The sequence below is a fragment of the Sphingopyxis sp. PAMC25046 genome, from assembly GCF_004795895.1.
Classification (GTDB): domain Bacteria; phylum Pseudomonadota; class Alphaproteobacteria; order Sphingomonadales; family Sphingomonadaceae; genus Sphingopyxis.
On sequence record NZ_CP039250.1, the window covers coordinates 928,575 to 952,204 of the forward strand.

A 23,630-nucleotide genomic window follows, 5' to 3' on the forward strand; every position below is an offset into this window, starting at 1 on the left:
AATGGGAAGTCTGACGGCTCTGGATATCATCGTGCTGACGCTCGTGGGCGGCGGCGCGGTGCTCGGTTTTTCGCGCGGCCTCGTGCAGGAAGTGACGACGCTGCTCGCATGGGTCCTGGCGATCGCGGCAGTGCGCTTTTTTCATCCGCTCGTGACGGACTTGCTCGCGGGATGGGTCGGGACCGAGGGCGGTGCGGCGATGCTGGCGTTCGTGCTGCTTTTCGGCGGCGTCTTCGCGCTCGCCAAATGGGGATCGCGCGCGATGGGGCAGCGCAGCCGCGCGTCGCTCGTCGGCGGGTTCGACCGCGGGCTCGGCGCGGGCTTCGGAGCCGTAAAGGGCCTGTTGATCGCTACGATCGGCTTCATGCTCGTGACTTTGCTATACGACATCGGTTATGGGAATGCGCAGCGCCCCGCGTGGATGACGGGCAGTCGCACCTATCCGGCGCTCAACGCGACGAGCAGCGCAATGAGCAAGGTGATCGCCGCGCGGCGCACCGAGGCACGCGAAGTCGAAGCCGCAAACGGCGACGCATCATGAGCGCTCCGCTGTACAATCGCGACATATTGGCGCTGGCGGTCGCGACCGCCCAATATTTGCCGTTCGCCGACGCGCGCCATCGCGTCAGCAAGCGCGCGCCGCTGTGCGGCAGCGCGATCATCCTCGATCTCGACACCGATGATGCGGGCCTCGTGACGCGCGTCGGCCTTCACGTCGAAGCATGCGCGCTGGGGCAGGCGTCGGCGGCGCTGCTCGCGCGCCATGCGCCGGGGCTGGGCCTCGCCGAAATCCGCGCCGCGCGCGAGCGGATAGCGGGCTGGTTTGCGGGCGAGGACGAACGGCCTGAGTGGCCGGGCTTCGACCTGCTCGCTCCCGCCCGCGACTATCCAGCGCGCCAAGGCGCGATCCTGCTGCCCTTTGATGCCGCGATCGCCGCGCTCGAAGATCAGGCGGCGGCGGCATGAGCCTGATCGCCCTTGCTGCCGGGGCCTCCAAGGCGGCCGGGAAGGTTACCGAAACCGCGGCCGATACTGCGCTGGTCGAAGGGGCGATCCTGCTCGGCGTCGCGACCTTGTTCGTGCTGATCTTCCGCCGGCTCGGACTCGGCGCCGTGTTGGGATATCTGATCGCCGGCGCGATCGTCGGGCCGCACGGGTTCGGCCTTGTCGGCGGCGGCGAATCGAAGCTGGCTTTTGCCGAACTCGGCATCGCCTTCCTGCTCTTCCTCGTCGGGCTCGAACTCTCGCCGCGCCGGCTCTGGGATATGCGCCGCGCAATCTTCGGGCTTGGCATGGTCCAAGTCGTCGTCACGGGGCTGGTGCTCACAGCGCTCATCCATCTGACGTTGGGATTCAGTCCTGCGGCCTCGCTCGCACTCGGCCTGCCGCTCGCGCTGTCGTCGACCGCGCAGGTGCTGCCGGGGCTCAAAAGTTCGGGCCGGATCAATTCGCCTTTCGGCGAAAAGGCCTTTTCGATCCTGCTGTTCCAGGATCTCGCGATCGTCCCGATGATTACCATCGTTGCGGTGCTGTCGCGCGCACCGGCCAACCCCTCGGCGCCGCCGGGGTGGCAGATGGCCTTTTTTACGCTGTGGGCGATCGTCGTGCTGGTGCTGGCGGGGCGCTTCATCGTCAATCCGCTCCTGCGCATCGTGGGGCGCTATGGCGAGCGCGAGCTGTTCGTCGTCGTCGGATTGCTGACCATCCTCGCGAGCGCGGCGTTGATGCACAGCCTGCATCTGTCGACCGCGCTCGGGGCGTTCATCGCGGGCGTGATGCTCGCCGATTCGCCCTATCGACACGAAATCGAATCCGACGTTGAGCCATTCCGCCTGATCCTGCTCGGACTCTTTTTCCTCGCCGTCGGCATGGTGCTCGATGTCGGCGCGGTCATGGAACGTCCGTTGCTGGTGCTCGCGCTGGCGCTTGGGCTGGTGGCGGTGAAGGCGTCCGTGCTGACGCTGATCGTAAAGGCATTCGGCAAGAGCTGGCAGGCTGCGCTCGGCCTAGGCCTGTTGCTCAGCCAAGGCGGCGAATTCGGTTTCCTGCTGTTCGCGCAGGCCGCCGATGCGCTGCTCATCGATCCCGAGGCGGCGAGCCTGTTCAGCGCGGTGGTGACGCTGTCGATGGTGACGACGCCGTTCCTGATGCTGTTTGCGCGCAATCTGGAATTCTCGCCCGGGGCCGCCGAGCCCGATCTCGACGATCCCGAAGGCGCGCCCCGCGGGTCAGCGATCGTCGTCGGATACGGACGGTTCGGACAGATCGTGTCGCAGATGCTCCACGGCGTTGCCTGTTCGGTGACGCTGATCGACAAGAAGCCGAGCCAGATCGAGCTGTCGAGCCGCTTCGACACCAAGGTCTATTTCGGCGACGGATTGCGCATCGACCTGCTCCGCCGCGCGGGGGGTGAGGAAGCGCGGCTGATTATCTTCTGCATCGATGATTCGTCGGTCGATGCCGCGGCGCTCAAGCCGATCGTCGAAGCCTTTCCGAATGCGAAGATATTGATGCGCGTGTTCGACCGCCGCCAGATGCTCGCAATCGACGGATCGGGTGTCGACGGTGTCATTCGCGAGGTGTTCGAAAGTTCGGTCGCGATGGGGCTGACGGCGCTGCGCCATCTCGACGTCGACCCGGCGGAGATGGACGATGTCGAGGCGACGCTGCGGCACCTCGACGAAACGCGGCTGCGGGCACAACTCGACGAGGGTGACCTGTCGGCGGGTATGGACCATCGCTTCAAGCCGGGCGGTGGACGCGAGGCCGACAGCGTCCTCGAGAAATTCCGCCGCAAGCGGCAGGAGGCGAAAGCGGCGCGCGAAGAGAATGAGGCAATGGGGCTAACGAGCGAGAGCTAGCCGCCGCGCCGTCCTTTCTACGCGAGACGCTGCTCGTCGAGGAACGCCGCGACCCTATCGAGGCTAAATTCGTCGGTGACGAAGCTTTGCCCGATGCCTTGGGTGAGGATCAGCGGCAATTTGCCGCCGCGCACCTTCTTGTCGTGCGCCATATGCGCGGCGAGTTCGGCGCCGCCCGTGTTCACGCCGGCGCTCGCCAGACTGTGCGGCAGGTCGACGCTGGCAAGGTGGGCGCGCACGCGGTCGGCATCCGCGACGGGGCAAAGGCCGTTTGCGGCCGAGAATTGATGTGCGAGGACCATGCCAGCCGCGACCGCCTCGCCGTGCAGCAGCCGGTCCGAATAGCCCGTCTCCGCCTCGAGCGCGTGGCCGAAGCTGTGGCCGAGGTTGAGCAGCGCGCGGATATCCTGCGTCTCGCGCTCGTCGGCGGCGACGATACGCGCCTTGGCCGCAACGCTATGCGCGATCGCCCTGTGACGGGCGGCGCCGTCGCCCGCGAGCAACGCCGCGCCGTTCGCCTCGCACCAGCCGAAGAACTCCGCGTCGTCGATCAGGCCATATTTGACGACCTCGGCATAGCCCGCGCCCAGTTCGCGGCGCGGCAGCGTTTCGAGCGTCGTCGGGTCGATCACGACCATCGCCGGTTGATGGAAGGCGCCGATCAGATTCTTGCCCGCGGGCACGTTGATCGCGGTCTTGCCGCCGACGCTGCTGTCGACCTGCGCGAGCAAGGTGGTCGGGACCTGGATGAAATGGCAGCCGCGTTTGACGATGCTGCACGCGAAGCCGACGAGGTCGCCGATTACGCCACCGCCCAGCGCAATGACATGGTCGCCGCGTTCGACGCCTTCGCCGATCAGCCATTCGGTAAGCCGCGCGAGGCCCGCCCAGCTTTTCGTGCTTTCGCCGGGATCGAGCACGAAGGAGGAAAAGGAGATATTCTCCATCGCGAGCGAGGTGCCGAGCGGGATCAGATAATGGTCGGCGACATGGGCGTCGGTGACGATCATCGTCCGCGGGCGTTTCAAGAGCGGCGCGACATGCGCGCCGATCTCTCGGATCAGCCCGTCGCCGATCAGGATCGGATAGCTGCGGCTGCCCAGTTCGACGGTCAGCTTTTCCATTGCGGATCTTCCCACTTTGACAGGGCCTCCAGGATCGCGCGCACCGTATGGTCGTGCGGCGTGCTTGCCGAACTGACGCGCAGATGCGCCTCGGCGTAGATGGGATTGCGGACCGCCGCGAGTTCGCGCAGCACCTCGCCGGGATCGCGGTCCTTCAACAGTGGGCGGTGGCTGCGGCGCCCTACGCGTTCGACGAGTGTCGGAATGTCGGCATCGAGCCAGATGCAGAGGCTATCCTTCAGGATCAGCGCGCGCGTTTCCCCGTTGACAAAGGCGCCGCCGCCGGTCGCGAGCACCATTGGCTTCCCCGCGAGCAGGCGCGCGATCACGCGGCGCTCGCCGTCGCGGAAATGCGCCTCGCCAAAGCGCGAAAAAATGTCCGAAATCGTCATGCCGGCGGCGCGCTCGATCTCGTCGTCGGCGTCGGCGAAGCGCATGCCCAGTCGCTGCGCGAGGCGGCGGCCGATCGTCGACTTTCCCGACCCCATCAGCCCGACGAGCACGATCGACCGGTCGCGGATCGACGCGGGGATGGCAGCGGCCGGGCTTTTCGGGTTTCGCGACATGGTGCGCGCGGCTATACCGCCCGTTCGGCGCGGAACAATGGTTTTGCGCGATACGGGACGAACGGCGGGCATTGGATATTGCGCGTGCCGGGCAGATCGGGAAAAGACTTGGCTGCGGCGTCACGACCGATCGGGCCGGAATGATTGAGGTGAATGTGATCGACAAGATTGCCGAAGGCGCGACGCGATGAAGAAAAACACACTGTCGTTGACGTTGGGCCTGTCGGCAACCGCGCTCGCCGCCATATTGGTGCTGCCCGCGATCGCACAGGAATCGCTGTTGCCCGAGGGTTTCGGTGCGCCTGCCGACACGCCCGCGCCGAAATCGTCTCCATCTCCATCACCGACCCCGAGCCCCGCACCCGGTTCGGCACCGACGAACGGTGCCACGCCGCCGCCCGTTGCCCCGACGCTCGATAGCACGACGGTCGGTGCGGCTGACGAGGAGAGCGAAGAAGAAGAGGTCGAATCGGGCGGGCTCAAATATGATCTGCCGCCCGGCGCGCGCCGCCTGCTCGCCCGCATCGGGCCGCTCACGCCGGAAACCGGGGGGCTCGCACCCGACGCCTTCGGGGTTCGCGGGCAATATGCCGCGGCGATCATGCGCAAGACAAGCGGCCAGTTCGCGTCGCGCTGGGGCCAGATATTGCTTCGCCGCGCCCTCGCATCGGCGATCGATACCCCGGCGACGATCAATGGCGCCGATCTGGCGGCCGAGCGAGCGTCGCTGCTGCTGCGCATGGGCGAATCGATTACCGCGCGGCGGATCGTTCAGTCGGTCGACTATGACCGCGCGAGCCCGCGACTCGTCGCCGCGGCGCAGCAGGTCTATCTCGCCAACGCCGATCCGGCGGGCATGTGCCCCTATGTGCCGGCGGGGCTCGCACATGGCGACGAGCAGGCGTGGCGCCTTTCGGCCGCGATTTGCGCAGGTTTGTCGGGCGAGGCCGGGCCCGCCGGCTGGGCCGTCAGCCGCGTGCGGTCGAGCGGCAGGATCTCGAACTTCGACATATTGCTCGCCGAACGTGTGCTCGGCGCGACCGGCGCGGGACGGCGGTCGACGACGATCGAATGGGACAATATCGACCGGCTGACGAGCTGGCGCTTCGGCATGGCGACCGCGACCGCGATCGAGGTTCCCGAGGCGCTGCGGACTTCGGCGCCATACTATATGAAGGGCTGGACGGTTCTCGCGCCGATGACCGACATGGCGAACCGCGTTGCCGCGGCGCCCGAGGCGGCGGCGCGAGGCGTGCTGTCGAGCGAGGCCTATGTATCGCTGCTGAGCGCCGCAGCGAGCGAGGAAGAGCCCGCCGAAGCGCTGGCGGCGCAAACCGATCAGCTTCGCGGCGCCTTTTCGCTCGCCACCGGCGCCGAGCGCTATGCCGCGATGGAGCAGCTGTGGGGCGCGGGCGGTAGCGCGCCGCAAAGCTATGCCGCGATGGTCGCGACCGCGCGCGCGGCGGCCGCGCTTTCGCCCGGTACCGAGACCGGGGGCGATCCGTGGCGGCTTCTGGGGTCGATGCTCGCGGGCGGTTACGACGCGAATGCGCTCGCTTGGGTTCCGACCGTTTCGGTGGGCAGCCGGGCGTGGGGCGTGCTCGCGGTCGGCTCGCCGCGCGCGCTCAGCGGGATGAGCGCGGGCGCCGTCGAGCGGTTTTCGGACGATGACGACAGCGCCGACACGTTACGATCGAAATTCCTGCTCGCGGGGCTTGCCGGTCTCGGGCGGCTCGATGCCGATGCGGCGGCTTCGGCAGCGGGCGATCTGGAAGTCGACCTGGGCCGGCAAACGCGCTGGTCGCGCGCGATCATGACGGCAGCCGAGCGGCGTGAGCCGGGCATGGTGGCGCTGCTCGCGGCGGCGGGGATGCAGGGCGAATGGTCGAAAGTGCCGCCCTATCATCTCTATTATATCGTCCGCGCGCTGCGCGAAGTGGGCCTCGACGCCGAAGCACGCATGATCGCTGCCGAAGCAGTGGTGCGTGTCTGACGCCGCTTTAATCGGCCGCTTTCTGGAAATGATGGCGGCCGAGCGCGGGGCGTCGCGCAACACGCTGGCGGCCTATCGCCGCGACCTCGAACAGGCGGCCGAGTGGATCAAAGGTCCGCTCGGCGATGCCGATTCTGCGGCGTTGCGCAAATTGATGGCGGATTACCAGTCGCTTGCCGCAAGCAGCGCGGCGCGCAAATTGTCGGCGCTGCGGCAGTTCTTCGCCTTCCTGCTGGACGAGGGCGAGCGGGCGGACAATCCGGCGCTCGACATTGCGCGTCCTGCGACGCGGCGGCCGCTGCCCCGCATCCTGACGCACCCCGATGTCGAGCGGCTGTTCGAGCAAGCGGGGGAGGAGGCCGGTGGCGAGGCGCCGCCCGCAAGCGCAGTGCGGATGCTGCTATTGCTCGAACTTCTTTATGGATCGGGGCTCCGCGCGAGCGAACTCGTATCGCTCCCGCGCCGCGCCGTGGCGGGCGAGCGCGAATATCTGATCATCCGCGGCAAGGGCGACAAGGAACGGCTGGTGCCTTTGTCCGAACGCGCGCGCGCCGCATTCGATCGCTGGCTACCTTTGCTCGCCGACGGGTCGCCCTGGCTCTTCCCGTCGGGCAAGGCGCATATCTCGCGCGTTCGGCTGTTCCAGATGCTGCGCGAACTCGCCGCGCGTGCGGGGATCGACCCGACCGCGATCAGCCCACATGTGCTGCGCCATGCCTTCGCGACCCATTTGCTGGAGGGCGGCGCCGATCTGCGCGCGCTGCAATTGATGCTCGGCCATGCCGACATCGCGACGACCGAAATTTACACGCATGTCGACAGTCGCCGCCTCGTCGAGCTCGTCAACAAGCGGCATCCGCTTGCCCGCATGGACGGCGTTGACCTTGAGACGCCATCGTCCTAGCGACTTCGCATGACAGCCTTTCTGGACTTCGAAAAACAGGTCGCCGCGCTCGATCGACAGATTGCCGAACTGCGCGAAATGGGCGACGATCCGTCGCTCAACATCGACAACGATATCGTGCGGCTGGAGGATAAGTCCTCGAAACTGCTGCGCGAAATCTATTCCAAATTGACGCCGTGGCAGAAGACGCAGGTCGCGCGTCATCCCGATCGCCCGCATTTCAAACATTATGTCGCAGGGCTGTTCGACGACTGGATGCCGCTGGCGGGCGACCGCAATTTCGCCGATGATCAGGCGATCCTCGGCGGGCTCGCGCGTTTTCGCGGCCGCCGGGTGATGGTGATCGGCCATGAAAAGGGCGACGATATCCCGTCGCGCATGAAGCATAATTTCGGCATGGCGAAGCCCGAGGGCTATCGCAAGGCGATCCGCCTGATGCAGCTCGCCGACCGTTTCGGCCTGCCGGTGGTGACGCTCGTCGATACCTCGGGCGCTTTTCCCGGGATCCAGGCCGAAGAACGCGGGCAGGCCGAGGCGATCGCGCGCTCGACCGAGCAATGCCTCGCGCTCGGGGTGCCGATGGTTGCAGCGGTCGTCGGAGAGGGCGGCTCGGGCGGGGCGATAGCCTTGGCCGCCGCCAACCGCGTGCTGATGTTCGAGCATGCGGTCTATTCGGTGATCTCGCCCGAAGGCTGCGCTTCGATTCTGTGGCGCACTTCGGACAAAGCTGCCGACGCCGCCGCGGCGATGAAAATGTCGGCGCAGGACCTGCTCGGCCTCAAGGTCATCGACCGGATCGTTCCCGAACCCGTCGGCGGCGCGCACCGTGCACCCGAGGTCGCGATCGCGTCGCTGGGCGATGCGATCGAGCAGGAACTGGGCGCGCTGGCGGGGCTTCCGCGCGACACGCTGCTGGCCGCGCGCGAAGAGAAATTCCTCGCGATGGGGCGGGCTTAGGCGGATCCCTGCCGGAACCCGATCGCGGGTCATGGCGTTCCATTTTACGAAATCGACGAGCCGCGCGCGACGGCGCGGCTTGCCTTGCCGCACGGTGAAGCTACCCTCGGCAAGGCACAACGGGAGGCATTGCGATGAGCTGGAAGACCGGAAAGACACTGGCAGCGGCGCTGGCGATCGGCGGCATCGCTTTTACCGGCGCGGCCGATGCGCAGTTGAAGGCGATCAAGACCCAGACTAATATCTCGCCCGCCGAGCGCAAGCAGGGCGATGAGGCGCATCCGCAATTGCTCCAGGAATTCGGCGGCGCATACAAAGGACCGCAGGCCGCCTACGTCAACCGCGTCGGACAGAATATCGCCGTCCAGTCCGGCCTGTCGCGATCGCCCAGCGATTTCACCGTCACTCTGCTCAATTCGCCGGTAAACAACGCCTTCGCGATCCCCGGCGGCTATATCTATGTCACGCGCCAGTTGATGGCGCTGATGAATGATGAGGCCGAATTGGCGGGGGTGCTCGGGCACGAAGTCGGCCATGTCGCTGCGCAGCACAGCAAGAAGCGACAGTCGGCGGCGACGCGCAACACGATCCTCGGCGTGCTCGGCGCGGTACTCGGCGGGGCGATCGGCGACAATGGCGGGCTGCTCGGGGGGCTCGGTGGGCTGCTCCAGAATAATTCGATGCGCGTCGCGCAGCTTGCGACGCTGGGTTTCTCGCGCAGCCAGGAATTGCAGGCCGATCAACTCGGCGTCCAATATCTCAGCAGCGCGGGCTATGATCCGCTCGCGCTGTCGACGATGCTGGCGAGCCTCGCCAACCAGGCGAACCTCGACGCGCGCCTCTCGGGTGGCGATGCGCGCTCCCTGCCCGAATGGGCGAGCACCCACCCCGACCCCGCGTCGCGCGTCCGCAACGCACAGACGCTCGCCAGCCGCGTCGGCGGCCGGGGCGGAAATCGCAATGCCGACGCATTTCTCGCATCGGTCGACGGCGTGCTCTATGGCGACGATCCGGCGCAGGGGGTCGTCGAGGGACGCGACTTCCTGCACCCCGACCTTCGCCTTCGGTTCACCGTGCCGAACGGTTACGGGATGCAGAATGGCACCGACGCGGTGTCGATCAGCGGCAATGGCGGGCAGGCGCAATTTGCGACCGGCCCCTATAATGGCGACATGAACGCCTATATTTCGGCGGTTTTCCGAGCGGTTGCCGGCAATGCGTCGATCAGCCCCAGCGCGATCCAGCGCACGACCGTAAACGGCATTCCGGCATCCTACTCGACCGCGCGCGTGAACAGCCAGTCCGGCCAGGTCGACGTCACCGTCTTCGCCTATGAATTCTCACGGAGCAGTGCGTTTCACTTCGTCGCGCTCACACAGGCGGGCCGGGGCAGCGTCTTCAACTCGATGTTCGGTAGCGTGCGGCGGCTGAGCACCGCCGAGGCGGCGGCGATCCGGCCGCGGCGCGTCGATGTCGTCACCGTCGGCCGTGGCGACACGGTCGCCAATCTGGCGCGGCGGATGGCATACAGCAATTACCAGACCGAACGCTTTCAGGTGCTCAACCGCCTGACCGCATCGAGCCGGCTGACGCCGGGACAGAAGGTCAAGGTCGTGGTCTACGCGAACCGATAGGTCCGAAGACACGAAAAAGGGCGGTGGGATGACCCACCGCCCTTTCCGATCTTGTTCGCGCGCCCGAAGCCGCGCAAACCAACGCGATTAGTCGAGGTTCGACGCAACCGAGTTGAAGGTGTTGCTGACGCTGTTGCCGACGAGGCCCATGGCCGAGATGCCGGCGACGGCGATGAGGGCCGCGATCAGGCCATATTCGATGGCGGTGGCGGCTTTGGTGTCGCGGACGAACTTTTTGATGAACTTCATGACTGGTCTCCTGATTTCACTTACCCTGTTGACGGTCTGGTCTGGGTCAACATCTGCGGTTTACGGCGAATAGGTTTTGAAAATCTTAATGTGACCGGGCTGTGAGCGGGCCGGGAGTCGCCCCGAAAAGGGACAGTCGCTGCCGCTACATATTCGCGTCGGCGGCGTTCGAAACCTTGCCCCACATATTGCCGGTGGAGTTGGCGACGTTGCTGACTGCGACGACAGCCGCCAGAAAGACAAGGGCCAGGATCAGCCCATATTCGACGGCCGTGGCGGCCCTGGTCGACCGCATCAGCCTGTAAAAGTTTCGCATTGTTCCACCCCTGACTGAAATATAGTTCCCGAGGGTTCCAACATTCGCACAGGAAGGTTAACAATTTGTCCGAGCTTATCCCCGGAAAACCGCCAAAAACATCGCTTGTCGTCGTTGCTGCGGCGCTGGTTGACCGCGATGGGAGGCTGCTTGTCCAACAGCGTCCCGAAGGGCTGGCGATGGCTGGATTGTGGGAATTTCCGGGCGGCAAGCTCGAGCCCGGCGAGACCCCCGAGCAGGCACTGATTCGCGAGCTCGCCGAGGAGCTGGCGATCGACGTCGACCATGCCTGCCTTGCACCCGCCTGCTTTGCGAGCGACATGCTGGGCGAGAGGCATTTGCTGCTCCTGCTTTACGTATGCCGCAAATGGCGTGGAACGCCGGTCGCGCAGCATGCGAGCGCGCTGCGCTGGGTGCGCCCGGTCGAGTTGCACGGCCTCGACATGCCGCCCGCCGACGCGCCGCTGATCGGGCTGATCGAGGCGCTGATCTAGTCCTTCGGTTTCAACGCCTCGGCGAGCGAGGCCGTGCCGCTGCCACGCCGCGCGGGCTGCGGCTGGTCGGGATGCGGTGCCCAGCCGCTGAAATGGACGATGCGGAACGTTTCGGCGATGCGGCCGTCGGGGTCGGCCTGCGCCGCGAACGCTGCGGCGACCTGTGCCGCTTCGTCGCGGGTCAGCGGCGGCGGCGCGGGGGTGAGGCGGCTCGACAGGCCGACGGCGCGCAGGTCGCGCGCGAGCGCGAACCAATCGCCATAGCGCACCGTCAGCGCTTCGACGTCGACCACCGGAAGCGCGAAGCCGACGCGCTGGAGCAGATTGCCCATCGCGGCCAGGTCGATCTGAGGATGCAGCCGCGCGATCGACCGCACGCCGTCGGCCATCACCGCGCGGCGCAGGCGCGGCAGGCTGCCGTCGCCGACGAAGGCGCCGAGCAGCAGCCCGTCGGGCGCGAGCAGTGCGCGGAGCCGCACGAGCGCGCCCGGTACGTCGTTGGCGCTGTCGAGCCCGCCCGGCCAGAGGATGAGGTCGAAGCTACCGAAGGGCAGGTCGACCGCATCGACCTCCACCGCGATCGCCGCCGTCCGGCTTGCGAGCCCTGGCGCGGCCTCGATGATCGTAAGGTCGGTGCCGGTCGCGCGGAGATGATCGGTCAGCGCCGCGTCGAGCGCGCCGACGAGCAGCGTTCGGGGAAATTCGCGCGTCACCATCGTCAGCCGGTCGAGCAAGGTTTCGGCGATGATCGGCGCGAGGAAATTGGCGGTCGCGGGCAGGCGCGCCATACGGTCGCGCTGGGCACGGTGGCGGGCGGGCGAAAAGAGCGGGCGTGGGGATTGCGACATGCGCCGCTTGTGCCGTCCCCGGCGATGCTTCACAACCCGCCGATGGCAAGGGCGACGGGGGATGCCGAAAAAACGGATGCGCCGACCGGAGCATGGCTCGGCGGTCTGCGCGCGATCGGGCACGCGATCGTCGATTATGCACTACCCCCGCGATGCCCGGCCTGCGGTGTCATCGTCGGCGACGATCGCCAATTCTGTCTCTCCTGCTGGTCCTCGCTCGATTTTTTGGGCGAGCCGGCGTGCGTGCATTGCTCGATTCCCCTTCCCGCCGCCGCACTCGGCGGCGCCTTGGCGTGCGGCGCGTGCCTGGCCGAGCCGCCGCCGTTCGACGGCGCGCCGGCGGCGCTCGCCTATGGCCCCGTCGCCCGCACCGTCGCGCTGCGGCTCAAATATGGGCGGCGGACGGGGCATGCACGACTGATGGCGCGACTGATGGCGCGCCAGCTCGCCCGGCTGGGTGAGGTCGACGCGGTCCTGCTCGTTCCGGTGCCCTTGCATCGCTGGCGGCTCTGGTCGCGCGGATTCAACCAGGCCGCGTTGCTCGCCGACGAACTGACGCGGCTGACCGGCGCGCCGCGCGACCATCATCTGCTGCTCCGCGTCAAGTCGACCGCATCGCTCCGCGGCAAGGGACGCAAGGCGCGCGAGCGTATCGTCTCCGGTGCCTTCGCGCTGGCGCCGGGTGCCAACGCGCGCGCGGAGGGCAGGCATCTGGTGCTGGTCGACGACGTGCATGCGAGCGGGGCGACGCTCCGCGCCGCGGCGCGCGCGCTGCGGCGGAGCGGTGCTGCGCGCGTGTCGGCGCTGACCTGGGCGCGCGTCGTTCCGGACGCGGCCGGGGGCAACATATTTGACTTTGCTTCGTTGGATTCCGATATGCACAGCGAAAGGATGACAGGATAGCCGCATGGCCCAGATCGAAGTTTATACAAAGGCCTTCTGCCCCTACTGCACGCGCGCGAAGATGCTGCTGGACGGCAAGGGCGCTGATTTCCGTGAAATCGACGTGACGATGGACCGGGCGGGGTTCGAGGTGATGGTCAAACGCGCGAACGGGCGGCGCACCGTGCCGCAGGTCTTCGTCGACGGAAAACATGTCGGCGGCAGCGACGACCTCGCCGCGCTCGATGCGAAGGGCGAACTCGACGCGCTGATCGGAGCCGCCTGACCCGTGATCGTGTTCGATCTTTGCTGCGCCGCCGGCGATCACCGGTTCGAAGCCTGGTTCGCAAGTAGCGACAGCTTCGCCGACCAGCAGGCCCGCGGCCTGATCGCCTGTCCGGTCTGCGGCGACAGCGCGGTGAAGAAGGCGGTGATGGCGCCGCGCGTGGGTGCGAAGTCCAATCAGGCCGCGATCGCGCCCGCTTCGAAAACGACCGAGCCCGAACCCGGCCCCGAACTGGTGCGCAAGCTGCTTGCCGACATCGCGGCGAAACAGGCGCAAATGCTACCGCAATCGCGCTGGGTCGGCCGCGAGTTTGCCGATGCCGCCCGCGCGATGCACGAAGGCCGCGCCGCCGAGGACCTGATCCACGGCCAGGCCTCGCCCGACGAGGCGCAGGCGCTTCGCGACGACGGGATCGCCGCGATGCCCCTGCTGGTGCCGATCGTGCCGCCCGAAGCGGCCAATTGACCCAAGCCGATTGACGCTTTGCGCGCTGCGCCGCTACACGAGCGGCGGCGCACCCGTAGCTCAGCAGGATAGAGCATCAGATTCCTAATCTGGGGGCCACTGGTTCGAATCCAGTCGGGTGCACCATTCCAAGGTCAAAACCGGGCACCACCTTGGCATTATATCGACACCAAAAACTTCGAAACCTGTGCCTGATGGTGCGCTGTCAGCATCATGGCATCGTGCCGCCCATCGAATGGCCGATTATGATCGCCGGATCGATTCTTTGTTCTTTGGTATAAGCGTCGGTGCTAGTCATGGACGCTCGCACCTGAAATCCGCGCATCGCCATAGGCGTTATCGATCGCGCCTTCCTTGATGAAATCGCGCATCATCGCGAAATAGCCTTCTGCGAAACGCGTCGAGGTGCGGGTGCCGTCGGGCGCAGTCTCGAACAAGGTGATGCCATGCTCGGCCTGCGGATAGACCGCGAGACTGAAGGGCTTGCCTGCATCGATCAGCGTACCGAGGCGGCGGCTCGTCTCCTTCGCGGGCGCCTGATAGTCGCGTCCGCCGAGCACCCAGAGCTGCGGCGTCCGGTTCGCGGTCAGCGTCGGCATAGGATCGTAGCGGAAGGGCGTGCCCCAGTCATAATTGGGGCCTTCGGCGCGCATCGCGGCTTCCTCGTGGGGGAGCAGCAGCCAGGTGATGTGACCATGGACGTCCTTGTACCAGCTCTCGCTGCGATATTTGGCCCGCACGGCATCAAACTCGGCGTAGCCGTCTTTAAAATTGCTCGCGAAAATCTCTCCCGCCGCGCGTGCGATTTCCTGCGCCTTGGCGATGATCTCGGGCGGATAGCCCTTGTCGGTCAGTTCCATCTCCATCTGCTGGAGATCCTCGTCGAGGATGCTGACCGCGAGGCCGAAGCTGACGATCACGAAGTCGGCGGGCGCGCGGTTGGCGGCGAGCGGCGCGACCCAGCCGCCCTGACTCGCGCCCTGATAGCCCACGCGCCCCGCACGTGCCCCGGCGAGCTTGCGCGCGGTCGCCATCGCGGCGATCGCATCGTCTGCGAGCAGGTCGAAGTCCTGCGTATAGGTCCCGCCCGAAGTGCCGGTGCCGCGCTTGTCGTAGACGAAGACGCCGATGCCCACCGCAGGGAAGAGGCGTTGCAGGAAGTTGAAGCGCAGCGCCGCGTCGCGCTCGGCGCCGTGGACAAGTACAACGACGGGCACCTTGCCTGTACCCTTTGGCATGACGAGCTGCCCCTTGAGCGTCACGCCGTCGCGGCCGTTGAAATCGCTCTTGGCCACATCAAACGTCAAGCGCTGTCCCTCGGAGCCCGCGAAACGGATCGTCCCCGCGCTGCAGGCGCCGAAGCGGACGTCGATGCCGTCGGGACGGCCGATCCAGCCGTAGAGGCTCTGCCAGCCGCCGTCCCGTTGCGGCTTCAGCTCGCCCACCGCGCCGTCGAAGCTGCGCCAGCGCAGCCGGTCGTCTTCGAGCGGCGCGATGTCGACGATCCGCCCGTCGGCGAGCCTGTAGCTGCCGACATGGCATTCGCTACCCTCGGCGGCGTGTGCCGCGCTCGATGTCGCGGCGAGTGCGACGGCGACGATGCAGGCGCGGAGCGTGGATGAAAGGCGTTGGTGCGGCATGATCTGTCCTGTCCCTTGTGCCAACCGGCGGAGTGCCGGCCATAGTGTATTAATATAGCAATACACTTAAGATGCGACAAGGCCGGTGATCGCGCCGTCCGCCTTGACCCAGCGCGGCGACAGCGGACAAATCTCGCGCGGCCGTGCGAGGAGGTCGCGGCTTTCGATATGGGCGGCATAAAGCGGCGTTTTGCAGAAGCGCCTTTGCATCTTCTTCCAACCGCAGGCGCATTCCGGGCATTAGCGATTCAACGAGGCCGAAGTTTCCCAATGATCGGAGTGCCCGCCATACTCATGCCGGATGCACCACTTCCGAACAAGGCTGGGTCCGGGCCGGCGTTGTTTCAGCGGCTTTCGCAGCCGGCAGTTGCGGCGAGGCACGGGAACCGCGATCGAGTGGATCGACGACAACAAGCACGAGGATCGCGCGCCGCACAAATATGCACTTGAAGATTTCGGTCTGGTCCGCTCCGATGTCGAAAAGGGGTTCGCGCCCTATCGAACCGCCTTCCTGGAGGGGAAATAGATCATGACCGAAGCCGTCAACCTCGCTGCGATCGAGGAGATCAGGCTGCTCAAGGCGCGCTATCTGCGCGCGCTCGACACCAAGGACTGGCCGCTGCTGCGCAGCCTGCTGACCGACGACATGGTCGGCGATTTCCGCGAAATGCCGGGCGGCGAGCCCGACGAGCAATTGCTGACCACCGGCGCCGACGATTTTGTGGCGGGGGTCACCGCGGCGCTCGAAGGGGCCACGACCGTCCATCACGTACACAGTTTCGAAATCCGCTTCACCGGCGCGCGCGACGCCGAGGGCATCTGGGCGATGGACGACCACTTCTGGGCAGGCGAGGGAAGCGACCTTGCCGGTCGCTCGCGTCACGGCTTCGGACATTATCATGATTGCTACCGTAAGGCGAGCGGACGCTGGCTGATCGCGAAGACCCGGCTCAGCCGCATCCGCGTCGAGCGCGACTGACGCGTTGACGCAGACGCCCCGGTCATTTGAGTTCGAAGAGCGTCGGCTCGTCGGGCGACGGGGTTTCGATGACCAGTAGTCCGAGGTGCATTGCCTGAGTGATCAGGTGCGCGCGGTTGCGGGCATTGAGTTTCAGCCGCACATTTTCGATGTGCCGTTCCACGGTACGCGGCGCGATATTGATTTCGATCGCGATCTGCTTGGCGGAGCAACCGACAGCTACCAATTCCAGTATCTGATGCTCGCGAAAGGTCAAATGCGGTTCTACGTTCAAAGCATTATGATGCACGGTGCAATCCCCTGACACCCAAGGCGTGGACTTTTTTGCGACCGACGAGCATCTTTTGCGCGGCAAAGCCGCCACCCACCTGCTCTGGTGAGGAGCATATCGCTTTGCGAGCTGTTTAGCAATTAACGCAAGCTAATTAAGTATATGGCGGCACTCGTTGTGCCGATACAGCTATGGTGCTGGAATCCAAATGTATATTCCCCGAAAACGCTAAGGAATTATACGTAAGTGATTCATCTAAGCCATTCCTACACACGAATTCCTAGGTCTTTCCCCGGATGGATTTGAGGTCCGCAAAGGCAGATGAGACTCGCAAACGGGGTCGCCGCAAATACCAATTCCAGATTGGAGACGTGGCGTGCAAGGTCTGTCGAGGGAAGTTCATCGCGGGGCGATTCCGCAGGATACCATCCTGAAATTTCGTAAGGGCGAAATCATATTTTCGCAGGGCGATCCCGGCGATTGCTGGTTCGAAGTCATCTCCGGCACCGTCCGGACCTGTCATTTCCACGTCGACGGACATCGCCAGCTGACCGGCTTTTTCTATCAGGGCGACGTGTTCGGTGTCGAATATGGCGCGCGCGACGCCGCGGCCGAGGCCGTGACGAACGCCGTCCTGGCGCGCCGTCCCGCATCGAACGGCGGGCCCGACGCGCCGGGGCAGAGCCGGGCCCTCGAACGCGCGCTCGACAGCGCTAACCAATGTATATTCCTGCTCGGCCGCCGCAACGCGAACGAACGCGTCGCGGCGTTCCTGTTGATCGCCGCGAAGCGATTGTCGGCGATCGGCAGCGTTCCCCTGCCGATGACGCGCGGCGACATCGCCGATCATCTGGGGCTGACGATCCACACGGTCAGCCGCACCATATCGGGCTTCGTCCGACAGGGCCTGATCGAGCTCGACGGACCGCAATCGTGCCGGCTGCTCGATCTCGACGGACTGCGCGCCATCGCCGGCGAAGAGGCGGGGATGGCGATCGACAGAATCGGTGCGATGCGGGTGCGTCCCCCCTTCGCCGGGCAGGAGCTGGGAGCATGAGCATCGTGTCCGCCCCGCCCGCGCTGCGCCATTTGGGCGTGGCGGCGGCCGGCTTCTCGGCCGTCTTCATGCCCGCACAGGCGTGGGCGCATGAAGCGCCGGCGCTCGAATGCCTTTGCGAGACGCTGCCGTTCCTCGACACCGCGCCGACCTGGCGCGCCGCGGCGCTGGCACCGGCAGGCGCTGCCGGGGGCGACCTCGCCGCGAGCCCCGAGAGCGAGATCGACGCGCAGCGCCGGATTATCGCCGAACAGCGCGCGCTGATCGACCGGCAGAGCGCCATGATCGCCGAGCAGGGAGAGCAGATCGCGAAGCTCCAGCAACAGATCGTGACCCAGCAGGCGCAGGTCGACCGGCTTTCCTCATTCGCGCTCGCCGAAGCGCCGCTCGACATCTTTCGCGGTACGGGTTTGGGGCAGGGTGTCGGGCCAGGACCGGCGCTCCCCGGGCCCGGCAGCGACTCGGTCGCCCTTCCCGACGCACCGGTAGGAGAGGCGCCGCCGCCGGAGGAACCACCCCAGCAACGCGTTGCGGCGGTTCCCGAGGGACAGGGCGTGCTGACGCGCGCCGGCGAGCTCTTCTTCGAACCCTCGTTCGAATATACGCGCTCGTCGACCAACCGCCTCGTGTTCCGCGGGATCGAGCTGATCCCCGGCATCCAGATCGGCCTGATCGAGGCGACCGACGCCGATCGCGACACGCTCGTCGGCACCGCGTCGCTGCGTTACGGGATCACCGACCGGCTCGAAGCCGAAGTGCGGCTGCCCTATCTGTATCGCAACGACCGGATCGAGGTCGTCCAGCAGCGTGACGAAGGCATCGTCCGCCAGATCAAGCTGCGCGAAGATGGTTTCGGCGATGCCGAATTCTCGCTGCGTTACCAGTTCAACCGGCCGGTCGGGCAAAAGCCGATTTTCGTTGGAACGCTGCGCGTCAAATCGGACACGGGCAAGGGGCCGTTCGAGATCGGCTATGATGAATTCGGCGTCGCGACGGGCCTCGCCACCGGGTCGGGATTTTGGGCGGTCCAGCCGGGGCTCAACTTCCTGATGCCGTCGGATCCCGCGGTCATCTATGGCGGTGCCGCCTATCTCTATCACATCCCGCGCGACGTGAACGAAATGGTCGGCGATGTGCTGATCGGGCGCGTCGACCCGGGCGATGCAGTGTCGGCCAACATCGGCTTCGGCTTTGCGCTCAACCCCCGCTTTTCCTTCTCGCTCGGCTATCGCCACAATTATATCTTCCCGACGAAGACGGAGATCGGCGATACGCGCCAGAAATCAAACTATATCCACGTTGGTTCGCTCAATTTCGGCATGTCGTACCGGCTGACCCAACGCGACGTGCTCAACCTCGGCTTCGAAATCGGGGTGACCGAGGATGCGCCCGACGTGTCGATCACGCTGCGCATGCCCTTCGGCGGCAAATAGACCTTTCCCAAGCGACCCAGAAAGAAGCCCCGCCAATGGATGGCGGGGCCAGGTGAACCGTCCCTGTCGAAACGGGGGCGGGGGGTCGTCAGTTTCCGAGTGCGCCGACGGTCTGGGCGCCCATCACGGCGCCGATCGAGTCGCTGAGCCGTGTCGTCGCGAGCGCATCGCGGAAGCCTTCATAACCGCTGATGTCGAGCACGGCGTCGACCTGCTGGTTCAGCGAGACGTTGCTGGCGGTGTTGATCAGCACATTCTGGATCGCGTCGGTGCTCTGGATCAGCGCCGTCTGGCCGTTGTTCGCGAGAAACACCGTCTCGTCGCCGATGCGCATCGAGATGCCGCCGCTGGTCAATATACCGCCCTGAACCTGCGCCGCATCGACGGCGGTCAGCGCGGGCGAGACGAAGCGCTCGATCGTCTGCCCCTCGGGTGTCCAGCTGACGATCGTGCGCAGCGCGAGCTCGTCGTTCACATAGCTGCGGATGTCGGCGCCGAAGGCGATCACCATGCCCTGAAAGGCGAAGCCGCCGCGCTGGGCCGCGAGCACCTCGTCTGATACCGTCTGCGCGTTTGCCAGCGGATCGGCGTCCTGCGGTTCGCTTGCCGCGAGGAGCACGGGCGCGAGGGCGAGCAGGAAGATGCGTGAGGGCATGGTCTTTCTCATTTCACGGTGCCGACGCGCACATCGAGCAGGATCTGCGGGGTCAGCTGATATTGTGGGGGAAGGTGGGTGGTGAGGTCGCCGGCCGAGACGTGGAGCGAGCCGTCCTTTTCGAGTGGAGCCTGCGACCAGGGTCCCCAGTCGCCGGCGAGGTTGAATTCGGGGCGTTTCTTGCCCCCTTCGACGATCGCCAAGGCGATGCCGTTCCAGTGCTTCTCGAAATCCTCGAGCGAATATTCGTTGAGGCCGAGCACCGAATCGCCGGTGAGTACCCGGTCGCCGCGCACGCCCTTGATCACGACGAAATGCTTGAATCCCTTAAGGTCCATCAGGACGATCGTCGGGCGCTTCACCTGCTTCAATTGATCGACGGTGAGCCGGAAGCCTTCGGCGCGAAAGCCGCGCGAAGCGAGATAGGTCTTCATGTCGAGCATCGAGAAGCCGACCTTGCGGATCGCTTCGCGGTCGCCCTTTTCCCACATGGAGCGGAATGGCATCGCTTCGGAGGTCGGCGCGCCGTAATGATAGGTGAGCAGCGTTGCGAGCGCGGCCGAGCCGCAGCTGAAATCATAACGCTGGCGGATGACCGAACGAAAGGGAATGTCCCACCAGGTCATCACCTGGAGCTGGTAAGTGCCGCCGGTTTCGGGGCCCGTCAGCCGGACCTCGGCGGCGGCGGGTGCTGCGGCGAGGGCGCACAGCATACCCGCGATCAAGGCTCGCATGGGCCGCACGGCGAATTCAATCGCCGAGATTGATGGTCAGGTTCATGCCGCTCTGCGCGCTGACCTGAGCGCCGGTGTTGATCAGCAGGTTGCCGACACCGTTGAAGTTCGAGAGGGCGAAATCGCTGAGCGCTACCGATCCGGCGGTGTAATCGCCGTTCAGCACATTGCCGGCGACGAGCGATTCCATCGTCTGGTTGGTGATGACGAGCGATTGGCCGCCGCGTTGCGTGTCGAGTTCGCTGTCGTTCAGCATCGGCGATTTGCGTACGGGCCGTGCCGGGATGGCTGACACCACAATAGCTTCGACCGGGGCAGATTGAGCCACCGCAGGCACCGCTGCGTCGGGCGGAGGCAATTGGGCAGATACCGGCACGGACAAGCCCGCCAGGACCAGCAGTACCGGGACGATCGGGGGTTTCATGATGCGCTCCTCGAAACCGAAACGGGAAGAAATGGCCGGCCCGCCAGTGGGGCCGGGCCGGCCATCCGGGGGGACCGATCAGTCGCCGCCGCCGCCGCCACCGCCGGCCGGGGCGCTGTCGCCGAAGCTGACGGTGCCTTGCGCGGCGATGTTGGTTGCGGCCTGGGTGTTGGCGTTGATGCCCGTGTTCCAGGCGGCGTTCAGGATGCCCGCATAAGCCGCAAAGGCATTGCCGCGCACCGAGTTGTTGCCGCTGTTGTAGCCGACAGGCGTTTCGGTACCGTCTTCACCGTCCATATCGACGACTTCGTCGAGGTTCTGGTTGGTGTTGTTTGCGCTGAGCGTCTGCGTCGCAACGACCAGGCTGTTGCCGTTGAACGAACCATTGCCGTCATTGTCCTGGTCGTCGTCCGAGAAAGTGTCGGCGGCATTGTCTTGGACGAACAGGTCGATCAGGTCGTTCACGACGAGCGTGTCGCTGTTATTACCCGACGCACCGGTCGTGGTGTTGTCGTTGTCCTGGTTCTGTTGCGCCAGCGCAGGCGCTGCGGTTGCTGCAAGGGCCAGCGTCGAGACCGCAAGCATGACTTTCTTGATCATGACTTTTTCCTCTCAATAATGGGGACGGCTCGCGATGCCGGATGGCATGGCTGATGCGGATCCTCCCCGACTCCGTCCGCATCGGTGCGAACAAGGCGATGATGCTCCGCGACCGCCCGTGCCGCTTTGCGAATTCACAATGTCGGGGGCGGAGAAATACCCAGATGATCCCGGTGGGAGGATTGCTTGGATCAATCCGGCCGGCGAAGCGCTGGTTTCAGGACAGATTCGCGCGCATCGTCGCGCGCCCGGTCGCATCGCGCGCCCACAGCTTCGCCGCGTCGCCCTCGCGCGCGAGACAGAGGTCGAAGGGGGCGCCGTCGATCAGCGGCGCCTCTGCGCGGAAGACGAACTGGCGCGGAACGATGTCGGGCGCGGCGCGCAGGGCATGATCGATCAGCAGCGTCGCGATCAGCGGGCCGTGCACGACCAGCCCGGCATAGCCCTCAACGCTCTGCGCATAGTCGCGGTCATAGTGGATGCGGTGCGCGTTGAATGTCAGCGCCGAATAGCGGAAGAGCAGCACCGGATCGGGCGAAACCTTGCGGACCGCGTCGGCGGGTTCGGCGGCCGCGGGGACGGTCGGTGCCTGCGGGGCGGGCGATGCCGGGGTGGGTTCGCGAAAGACGATATCCTGTTCCTCGCGGATCGCGGGCACGCCGTTCGCCGCGATGTCGTGGCGCAAGGTGACGAAGAGCAGGTCGCCGCTCGCGCCGCGTTTGGGCTTGATCGCGTCGATCGTGGTGACGCGGGTCAGCGCGGCGCCGACCGCGATCGGAGCGAGGAATTCGATGCGGCTTCCTGCCCACATGCGGCGCGGAAGCGGGACAGGCGGGAGCAGACCTGCGCCGTCGCGGCGCGGGTGGCCGTCCTCGCCGATCGCCGACTGCCGGGCGTCGGGAAGGAAATAGAGCCAGTGACCGAGCGGCGGGAGGATATCCGTCACGGCGTCATGGTCGAGCAAGGCGGCAAGACCCCGCAGCGGCGCTGCGGTCGCGATATCCTTGCGTGTTTCGCTGCGGCCGACCCAGGCAGAATATTCGTCCATCAAAAGCTCTTGGGTAGGCCGAGCGCGTGGGTCGCGACGTGGCTGAGGATCAGGTTCGTGCTGATCGGCGCGACCTGATAGAGGCGCGTCTCGCGGAATTTGCGCTCGATATCATATTCCTCGGCGAAGCCGAAGCCGCCGTGCGTCTGGATGCACATGTCGGCGGCGTACCAGCTGGCCTCGGACGCGAGCATCTTCGCCATATTGGCTTCGGTCCCGCAATCGGCGCCGGTGTCGAACAGACGCGCGGCCTTGTCGACCATTTCGGTGGCGGCGGCGATCTGGACCCAGGCGCGCGCGATCGGGAACTGGACGCCCTGATTCTCGCCGATCGCGCGGCCGAAGACCGAGCGGTCCTTGGCATAGGCGACCGCGCGGTCGACGAAGAAGCGGCCGTCGCCGATACATTCGGATGCAATCAGGATGCGCTCGGCGTTCATGCCCGACAGGATATAGCGAAAGCCCCTGCCCTCCTCGCCGATCAAATTCGCGGAGGGGACTTCGAGATCGTCGAAAAAAAGCTCGGTCGTCGCATGGTTGAGCATCGTGCGTACCGGGCGGATCGTAAGGCCCTTGCCAACCGCCTCGCGCATGTCGACGAGCAGCACACTCATCCCGTCGGAGGGCTTGGCGCACGCCTCGCGCGGGGTGGTGCGGCAGAGCAGGACCATCAGGTCCGAATGTTCGGCGCGGCTGATCCAGATCTTCTGGCCGTTGACGATATATTTGTCGTCGACCCTACGCGCGAAGGTGCGAATGCGAGTGGTGTCGGTGCCCGCGGTCGGCTCGGTCACGCCGAACGCCTGCAGGCGAAGCTCGCCGCGCGCGATCGCGGGCAAATATTCCCGCTTCTGCGCCTCCGACCCGTACTTGAGTAGCGTGCCCATCGTGTACATCTGCGCATGGCACGCGCCGCCGTTGCAGCCCGAACGGTGAATTTCCTCGAGCACGGCGGTCGCGGCACCGAGTCCGAGCCCAGATCCGCCATATTCCTCGGGGATCAGCACCGAGAGGAAACCCGCTTCGGTCAGTGTGCGCACGAACTCGGTCGGATAGATGCGGTCGCGGTCGAGCCTCTGCCAATATTCGCCGGGAAACGCAGCGCAGAGGCGGCGCACCGCCTCACGGATTTCGGGAAAGCTCTGCGGCTGGGCTTCGGACATCGGCGTCTGGCTCTCCACTGATCATCGGGGAGAGCCTTAGAATGCGA

28 protein-coding genes and 1 tRNA gene are annotated in these 23,630 nt (G+C 65.8%); 15 read left to right on the top strand and 14 right to left on the bottom strand.

The window, feature by feature from the left end:
• Position 1 precedes the first annotated feature (1 nt).
• From E5675_RS04330 to E5675_RS04340, 3 genes are read left to right on the top strand one after another with little or no spacing between them, the layout of a single operon-like run.
• Positions 2–541, top strand: a complete 540-nt coding sequence (locus E5675_RS04330; protein WP_136173503.1) for a CvpA family protein — start codon at positions 2–4, stop codon at positions 539–541.
• Positions 538–966, top strand: coding sequence for an iron-sulfur cluster assembly scaffold protein (locus E5675_RS04335; RefSeq protein ID WP_136173504.1), 429 nt, complete (start codon positions 538–540; stop codon positions 964–966). The genes E5675_RS04330 and E5675_RS04335 overlap by 4 nt, the downstream gene beginning before the upstream one ends.
• Positions 963–2,861, top strand: coding sequence for a cation:proton antiporter (locus E5675_RS04340; protein WP_136173505.1), 1,899 nt, complete (start codon positions 963–965; stop codon positions 2,859–2,861). The genes E5675_RS04335 and E5675_RS04340 overlap by 4 nt, the downstream gene beginning before the upstream one ends.
• 17 nt (positions 2,862–2,878) lie before the next feature.
• Here the strand turns inward: E5675_RS04340 and aroB are convergent, their stop codons facing one another.
• Together aroB and E5675_RS04350 are read right to left on the bottom strand one after the other, a co-directional pair.
• A complete protein-coding gene (aroB, locus tag E5675_RS04345; RefSeq protein WP_136173506.1) occupies positions 2,879–3,985 on the bottom strand; it encodes a 3-dehydroquinate synthase in 1,107 nt (368 codons plus the stop codon).
• The gene (locus E5675_RS04350; RefSeq protein ID WP_136173507.1) at positions 3,973–4,551 is read right to left on the bottom strand and encodes a shikimate kinase; all 579 of its coding nucleotides are present in this window, start codon (positions 4,549–4,551) and stop codon (positions 3,973–3,975) included. Before E5675_RS04350 ends, aroB begins: the two co-directional genes overlap by 13 nt.
• Positions 4,552–4,738: 187 nt before the next feature.
• On the opposite strand from E5675_RS04350, the gene E5675_RS04355 reads away from it, so the two are divergent.
• The 4 genes from E5675_RS04355 (at position 4,739) to E5675_RS04370 (ending at position 10,039) form a co-directional block, all read left to right on the top strand.
• Positions 4,739–6,544 (top strand): hypothetical protein, encoded by a 1,806-nt coding sequence (locus tag E5675_RS04355; RefSeq protein ID WP_136173508.1) that lies wholly within the window; start codon positions 4,739–4,741, stop codon positions 6,542–6,544.
• Between the two features lie 28 nt (positions 6,545–6,572).
• Positions 6,573–7,448 carry a tyrosine recombinase gene (locus tag E5675_RS04360; protein ID WP_247594868.1) on the top strand — a complete coding sequence of 292 codons (876 nt, stop codon included), beginning with the start codon at positions 6,573–6,575 and terminating at the stop codon, positions 7,446–7,448.
• A gap of 9 nt (positions 7,449–7,457) precedes the next feature.
• A complete protein-coding gene (locus tag E5675_RS04365) occupies positions 7,458–8,405 on the top strand; it encodes an acetyl-CoA carboxylase carboxyltransferase subunit alpha (protein WP_136173510.1) in 948 nt (315 codons plus the stop codon).
• A gap of 134 nt (positions 8,406–8,539) precedes the next feature.
• Positions 8,540–10,039 carry a M48 family metalloprotease gene (locus E5675_RS04370; RefSeq protein WP_136173511.1) on the top strand — a complete coding sequence of 500 codons (1,500 nt, stop codon included), beginning with the start codon at positions 8,540–8,542 and terminating at the stop codon, positions 10,037–10,039.
• An 87-nt stretch (positions 10,040–10,126) separates the two neighbouring features.
• Here the strand turns inward: E5675_RS04370 and E5675_RS04375 are convergent, their stop codons facing one another.
• Complete coding sequence (locus E5675_RS04375) at positions 10,127–10,288, bottom strand: Flp family type IVb pilin (protein ID WP_037554190.1); 162 nt, start codon at positions 10,286–10,288, stop codon at positions 10,127–10,129.
• 145 nt (positions 10,289–10,433) lie between these two features.
• Positions 10,434–10,604 (bottom strand): Flp family type IVb pilin, encoded by a 171-nt coding sequence (locus tag E5675_RS04380; RefSeq protein ID WP_136173512.1) that lies wholly within the window; start codon positions 10,602–10,604, stop codon positions 10,434–10,436.
• A gap of 65 nt (positions 10,605–10,669) precedes the next feature.
• Here E5675_RS04380 and E5675_RS04385 point away from each other — a divergent pair, with 65 nt between their 5' ends.
• A complete protein-coding gene (locus tag E5675_RS04385; RefSeq protein WP_136173513.1) occupies positions 10,670–11,098 on the top strand; it encodes a (deoxy)nucleoside triphosphate pyrophosphohydrolase in 429 nt (142 codons plus the stop codon).
• Here E5675_RS04385 and E5675_RS04390 read toward each other — a convergent pair.
• Positions 11,095–11,946 (bottom strand): class I SAM-dependent methyltransferase, encoded by an 852-nt coding sequence (locus tag E5675_RS04390; protein WP_247594777.1) that lies wholly within the window; start codon positions 11,944–11,946, stop codon positions 11,095–11,097. The two genes, E5675_RS04385 and E5675_RS04390, sit on opposite strands and share 4 nt — an antisense overlap.
• Before the next feature lie 24 nt (positions 11,947–11,970).
• Here E5675_RS04390 and E5675_RS04395 point away from each other — a divergent pair, with 24 nt between their 5' ends.
• The 4 genes from E5675_RS04395 to E5675_RS04410 all read left to right on the top strand — a co-directional run bounded on the left by E5675_RS04395 (position 11,971) and on the right by E5675_RS04410 (position 13,705).
• Positions 11,971–12,849, top strand: a complete 879-nt coding sequence (locus E5675_RS04395; RefSeq protein ID WP_247594778.1) for a double zinc ribbon domain-containing protein — start codon at positions 11,971–11,973, stop codon at positions 12,847–12,849.
• 4 nt (positions 12,850–12,853) lie between these two features.
• Entirely contained in the window at positions 12,854–13,114 is a 261-nt protein-coding gene (gene grxC, locus E5675_RS04400; protein ID WP_136173515.1) for a glutaredoxin 3, read from the top strand.
• 3 nt (positions 13,115–13,117) lie between these two features.
• A complete protein-coding gene (locus E5675_RS04405; RefSeq protein ID WP_136173516.1) occupies positions 13,118–13,579 on the top strand; it encodes a DUF1178 family protein in 462 nt (153 codons plus the stop codon).
• Positions 13,580–13,628: 49 nt separating this feature from the next.
• Positions 13,629–13,705 (top strand) — tRNA-Arg (locus tag E5675_RS04410).
• Positions 13,706–13,869: 164 nt separating this feature from the next.
• Here the strand turns inward: E5675_RS04410 and E5675_RS04415 are convergent.
• Both E5675_RS04415 and E5675_RS21405 read right to left on the bottom strand, forming a co-directional pair.
• On the bottom strand, positions 13,870–15,219 hold the full coding sequence (locus E5675_RS04415) for a prolyl oligopeptidase family serine peptidase (RefSeq protein ID WP_136173517.1): 1,350 nt from the start codon (positions 15,217–15,219) through the stop codon (positions 13,870–13,872).
• Between the two features lie 66 nt (positions 15,220–15,285).
• Entirely contained in the window at positions 15,286–15,429 is a 144-nt protein-coding gene (locus E5675_RS21405) for a hypothetical protein (protein ID WP_168707788.1), read from the bottom strand.
• A 319-nt stretch (positions 15,430–15,748) separates the two neighbouring features.
• Here E5675_RS21405 and E5675_RS04425 point away from each other — a divergent pair, with 319 nt between their 5' ends.
• On the top strand, positions 15,749–16,198 hold the full coding sequence (locus tag E5675_RS04425) for a nuclear transport factor 2 family protein (protein WP_136173518.1): 450 nt from the start codon (positions 15,749–15,751) through the stop codon (positions 16,196–16,198).
• A gap of 22 nt (positions 16,199–16,220) precedes the next feature.
• Here E5675_RS04425 and E5675_RS04430 read toward each other — a convergent pair whose 3' ends face one another.
• The gene (locus tag E5675_RS04430; protein WP_247594779.1) at positions 16,221–16,454 is read right to left on the bottom strand and encodes a helix-turn-helix transcriptional regulator; all 234 of its coding nucleotides are present in this window, start codon (positions 16,452–16,454) and stop codon (positions 16,221–16,223) included.
• Between the two features lie 391 nt (positions 16,455–16,845).
• Between E5675_RS04430 and E5675_RS04435 the strand changes: the two genes are divergently transcribed.
• Positions 16,846–17,526, top strand: coding sequence for a helix-turn-helix domain-containing protein (locus tag E5675_RS04435; RefSeq protein WP_136173519.1), 681 nt, complete (start codon positions 16,846–16,848; stop codon positions 17,524–17,526).
• Complete coding sequence (locus E5675_RS04440; RefSeq protein ID WP_136173520.1) at positions 17,523–18,959, top strand: transporter; 1,437 nt, start codon at positions 17,523–17,525, stop codon at positions 18,957–18,959. Before E5675_RS04435 ends, E5675_RS04440 begins: the two co-directional genes overlap by 4 nt.
• Before the next feature lie 88 nt (positions 18,960–19,047).
• On the opposite strand, the gene E5675_RS04445 is transcribed toward E5675_RS04440, so the two are convergent.
• From E5675_RS04445 to E5675_RS04470, 6 genes are all read right to left on the bottom strand, one after another.
• The gene (locus tag E5675_RS04445) at positions 19,048–19,614 is read right to left on the bottom strand and encodes a hypothetical protein (protein ID WP_136173521.1); all 567 of its coding nucleotides are present in this window, start codon (positions 19,612–19,614) and stop codon (positions 19,048–19,050) included.
• An 8-nt stretch (positions 19,615–19,622) separates the two neighbouring features.
• Positions 19,623–20,348 (bottom strand): C39 family peptidase, encoded by a 726-nt coding sequence (locus E5675_RS04450; protein WP_136173522.1) that lies wholly within the window; start codon positions 20,346–20,348, stop codon positions 19,623–19,625.
• Between the two features lie 16 nt (positions 20,349–20,364).
• The gene (locus tag E5675_RS04455; protein ID WP_136173523.1) at positions 20,365–20,772 is read right to left on the bottom strand and encodes a hypothetical protein; all 408 of its coding nucleotides are present in this window, start codon (positions 20,770–20,772) and stop codon (positions 20,365–20,367) included.
• Between the two features lie 78 nt (positions 20,773–20,850).
• Entirely contained in the window at positions 20,851–21,372 is a 522-nt protein-coding gene (locus tag E5675_RS04460) for a hypothetical protein (RefSeq protein ID WP_136173524.1), read from the bottom strand.
• 217 nt (positions 21,373–21,589) lie between these two features.
• On the bottom strand, positions 21,590–22,420 hold the full coding sequence (locus tag E5675_RS04465) for a MaoC family dehydratase N-terminal domain-containing protein (RefSeq protein ID WP_136173525.1): 831 nt from the start codon (positions 22,418–22,420) through the stop codon (positions 21,590–21,592).
• Positions 22,420–23,583, bottom strand: coding sequence for an acyl-CoA dehydrogenase family protein (locus E5675_RS04470; protein ID WP_136173526.1), 1,164 nt, complete (start codon positions 23,581–23,583; stop codon positions 22,420–22,422). Before E5675_RS04470 ends, E5675_RS04465 begins: the two co-directional genes overlap by 1 nt.
• Positions 23,584–23,630 lie beyond the last annotated feature (47 nt).

Excerpts from the sequence above, each read along its gene's own strand:
- E5675_RS04415 (WP_136173517.1), bottom strand. The coding sequence starts at position 15,219 with ATGCCGCACCAACGCCTTTCATCCACGCTCCGCGCCTGCATCGTCGCC.
- E5675_RS04445 (WP_136173521.1), bottom strand. The coding sequence starts at position 19,614 with ATGCCCTCACGCATCTTCCTGCTCGCCCTCGCGCCCGTGCTCCTCGCG.
- E5675_RS04450 (WP_136173522.1), bottom strand. The coding sequence starts at position 20,348 with ATGCGAGCCTTGATCGCGGGTATGCTGTGCGCCCTCGCCGCAGCACCC.
- E5675_RS04440 (WP_136173520.1), top strand. The coding sequence starts at position 17,523 with ATGAGCATCGTGTCCGCCCCGCCCGCGCTGCGCCATTTGGGCGTGGCG.
- E5675_RS04355 (WP_136173508.1), top strand. The coding sequence starts at position 4,739 with ATGAAGAAAAACACACTGTCGTTGACGTTGGGCCTGTCGGCAACCGCG.
- E5675_RS04360 (WP_247594868.1), top strand. The coding sequence starts at position 6,573 with ATGATGGCGGCCGAGCGCGGGGCGTCGCGCAACACGCTGGCGGCCTAT.
- E5675_RS04340 (WP_136173505.1), top strand. The coding sequence starts at position 963 with ATGAGCCTGATCGCCCTTGCTGCCGGGGCCTCCAAGGCGGCCGGGAAG.
- E5675_RS21405 (WP_168707788.1), bottom strand. The coding sequence starts at position 15,429 with ATGCAAAGGCGCTTCTGCAAAACGCCGCTTTATGCCGCCCATATCGAA.
- E5675_RS04365 (WP_136173510.1), top strand. The coding sequence starts at position 7,458 with ATGACAGCCTTTCTGGACTTCGAAAAACAGGTCGCCGCGCTCGATCGA.
- E5675_RS04350 (WP_136173507.1), bottom strand. The coding sequence starts at position 4,551 with ATGTCGCGAAACCCGAAAAGCCCGGCCGCTGCCATCCCCGCGTCGATC.
- E5675_RS04465 (WP_136173525.1), bottom strand. The coding sequence starts at position 22,420 with ATGGACGAATATTCTGCCTGGGTCGGCCGCAGCGAAACACGCAAGGAT.
- E5675_RS04395 (WP_247594778.1), top strand. The coding sequence starts at position 11,971 with ATGCTTCACAACCCGCCGATGGCAAGGGCGACGGGGGATGCCGAAAAA.
- E5675_RS04455 (WP_136173523.1), bottom strand. The coding sequence starts at position 20,772 with ATGAAACCCCCGATCGTCCCGGTACTGCTGGTCCTGGCGGGCTTGTCC.
- E5675_RS04425 (WP_136173518.1), top strand. The coding sequence starts at position 15,749 with ATGACCGAAGCCGTCAACCTCGCTGCGATCGAGGAGATCAGGCTGCTC.
- E5675_RS04370 (WP_136173511.1), top strand. The coding sequence starts at position 8,540 with ATGAGCTGGAAGACCGGAAAGACACTGGCAGCGGCGCTGGCGATCGGC.
- E5675_RS04380 (WP_136173512.1), bottom strand. The coding sequence starts at position 10,604 with ATGCGAAACTTTTACAGGCTGATGCGGTCGACCAGGGCCGCCACGGCC.
- E5675_RS04390 (WP_247594777.1), bottom strand. The coding sequence starts at position 11,946 with ATGTCGCAATCCCCACGCCCGCTCTTTTCGCCCGCCCGCCACCGTGCC.
- E5675_RS04460 (WP_136173524.1), bottom strand. The coding sequence starts at position 21,372 with ATGATCAAGAAAGTCATGCTTGCGGTCTCGACGCTGGCCCTTGCAGCA.
- E5675_RS04470 (WP_136173526.1), bottom strand. The coding sequence starts at position 23,583 with ATGTCCGAAGCCCAGCCGCAGAGCTTTCCCGAAATCCGTGAGGCGGTG.
- E5675_RS04375 (WP_037554190.1), bottom strand. The coding sequence starts at position 10,288 with ATGAAGTTCATCAAAAAGTTCGTCCGCGACACCAAAGCCGCCACCGCC.
- grxC (WP_136173515.1), top strand. The coding sequence starts at position 12,854 with ATGGCCCAGATCGAAGTTTATACAAAGGCCTTCTGCCCCTACTGCACG.
- E5675_RS04330 (WP_136173503.1), top strand. The coding sequence starts at position 2 with ATGGGAAGTCTGACGGCTCTGGATATCATCGTGCTGACGCTCGTGGGC.
- E5675_RS04335 (WP_136173504.1), top strand. The coding sequence starts at position 538 with ATGAGCGCTCCGCTGTACAATCGCGACATATTGGCGCTGGCGGTCGCG.
- aroB (WP_136173506.1), bottom strand. The coding sequence starts at position 3,985 with ATGGAAAAGCTGACCGTCGAACTGGGCAGCCGCAGCTATCCGATCCTG.